At 56.5% G+C, this 1,895-nt stretch carries 1 rRNA gene; it reads left to right on the forward strand.

From position 1 onward, the window contains the following. Positions 1–283 precede the first annotated feature (283 nt). Positions 284–1,821: ribosomal RNA gene (locus MHM84_RS21350) — 16S ribosomal RNA — on the forward strand. Positions 1,822–1,895 lie beyond the last annotated feature (74 nt).

Consider the following 1,895-nt stretch of genomic DNA (forward strand, 5'->3'; position numbering starts at 1 on the left):
GCTTGACAGCGCGGCTCGAATCGGTAGAATACGCCTCTCTCGCAACGAGGCAGCCCCGAGGGGCAGGAAGGTTGGCTGGGTTGAATAGCCGCTTCCGGTTGCAACGCTCCACTCTTTATAAGAGCCCGGAGCCGCTCTTTAACAATCGATCAGGTAATTCATGTGGGCGCTTGTCGATGATGCGGTGACCAGTCACCGAAAATCAAGGCAAGCGACTCGTCAACAGATGAATTCGTTTGAACCTTGAGCCAAGTTTGGTCCGCTTAACGGACTATATGATTTTAAACTGAAGAGTTTGATCATGGCTCAGATTGAACGCTGGCGGCAGGCCTAACACATGCAAGTCGAGCGGCAGCGGGAGGTGCTTGCACCTCGCCGGCGAGCGGCGGACGGGTGAGTAATGCATAGGAATCTGCCCGGTAGTGGGGGATAACCTGGGGAAACCCAGGCTAATACCGCATACGTCCTACGGGAGAAAGCAGGGGATCTTCGGACCTTGCGCTATCGGATGAGCCTATGCCGGATTAGCTAGTTGGTAGGGTAACGGCCTACCAAGGCGACGATCCGTAGCTGGTCTGAGAGGATGATCAGCCACACTGGGACTGAGACACGGCCCAGACTCCTACGGGAGGCAGCAGTGGGGAATATTGGACAATGGGCGCAAGCCTGATCCAGCCATGCCGCGTGTGTGAAGAAGGCTTTCGGGTTGTAAAGCACTTTCAGTGGGGAAGAAGGCCTGTCGGTTAATACCCGGCAGGGACGACATCACCCACAGAAGAAGCACCGGCTAACTCCGTGCCAGCAGCCGCGGTAATACGGAGGGTGCGAGCGTTAATCGGAATTACTGGGCGTAAAGCGCGCGTAGGCGGCGTGATAAGCCGGTTGTGAAAGCCCCGGGCTCAACCTGGGAACGGCATCCGGAACTGTCGCGCTAGAGTGCAGGAGAGGAAGGTAGAATTCCCGGTGTAGCGGTGAAATGCGTAGAGATCGGGAGGAATACCAGTGGCGAAGGCGGCCTTCTGGACTGACACTGACGCTGAGGTGCGAAAGCGTGGGTAGCAAACAGGATTAGATACCCTGGTAGTCCACGCCGTAAACGATGTCGACTAGCCGTTGGGCGCCTCGAGTGCTTAGTGGCGAAGTTAACGCGATAAGTCGACCGCCTGGGGAGTACGGCCGCAAGGTTAAAACTCAAATGAATTGACGGGGGCCCGCACAAGCGGTGGAGCATGTGGTTTAATTCGATGCAACGCGAAGAACCTTACCTACCCTTGACATCCTCGGAATCCGCCAGAGATGGTGGAGTGCCTTCGGGAGCCGAGTGACAGGTGCTGCATGGCTGTCGTCAGCTCGTGTTGTGAAATGTTGGGTTAAGTCCCGTAACGAGCGCAACCCTTGTCCCTATTTGCCAGCGATTCGGTCGGGAACTCTAGGGAGACTGCCGGTGACAAACCGGAGGAAGGTGGGGACGACGTCAAGTCATCATGGCCCTTACGGGTAGGGCTACACACGTGCTACAATGGCAGGTACAAAGGGTCGCAAGACGGCGACGTGGAGCTAATCCCAGAAAGCCTGCCTCAGTCCGGATCGGAGTCTGCAACTCGACTCCGTGAAGTCGGAATCGCTAGTAATCGTGAATCAGAATGTCACGGTGAATACGTTCCCGGGCCTTGTACACACCGCCCGTCACACCATGGGAGTGGACTGCACCAGAAGTGGTTAGCCTAACTTCGGAGGGCGATCACCACGGTGTGGTTCATGACTGGGGTGAAGTCGTAACAAGGTAGCCGTAGGGGAACCTGCGGCTGGATCACCTCCTTAAACGACGACGTCCCGCATCGCGGCAAGTGCTCACAATGAATTACCTGATCGGCCAGAGCAAGACTGTTTGGGTC

The organism is Halomonas sp. McH1-25 (genome assembly GCF_022348165.1).
In the GTDB taxonomy this organism is placed as follows: Bacteria; Pseudomonadota; Gammaproteobacteria; order Pseudomonadales; family Halomonadaceae; genus Modicisalibacter.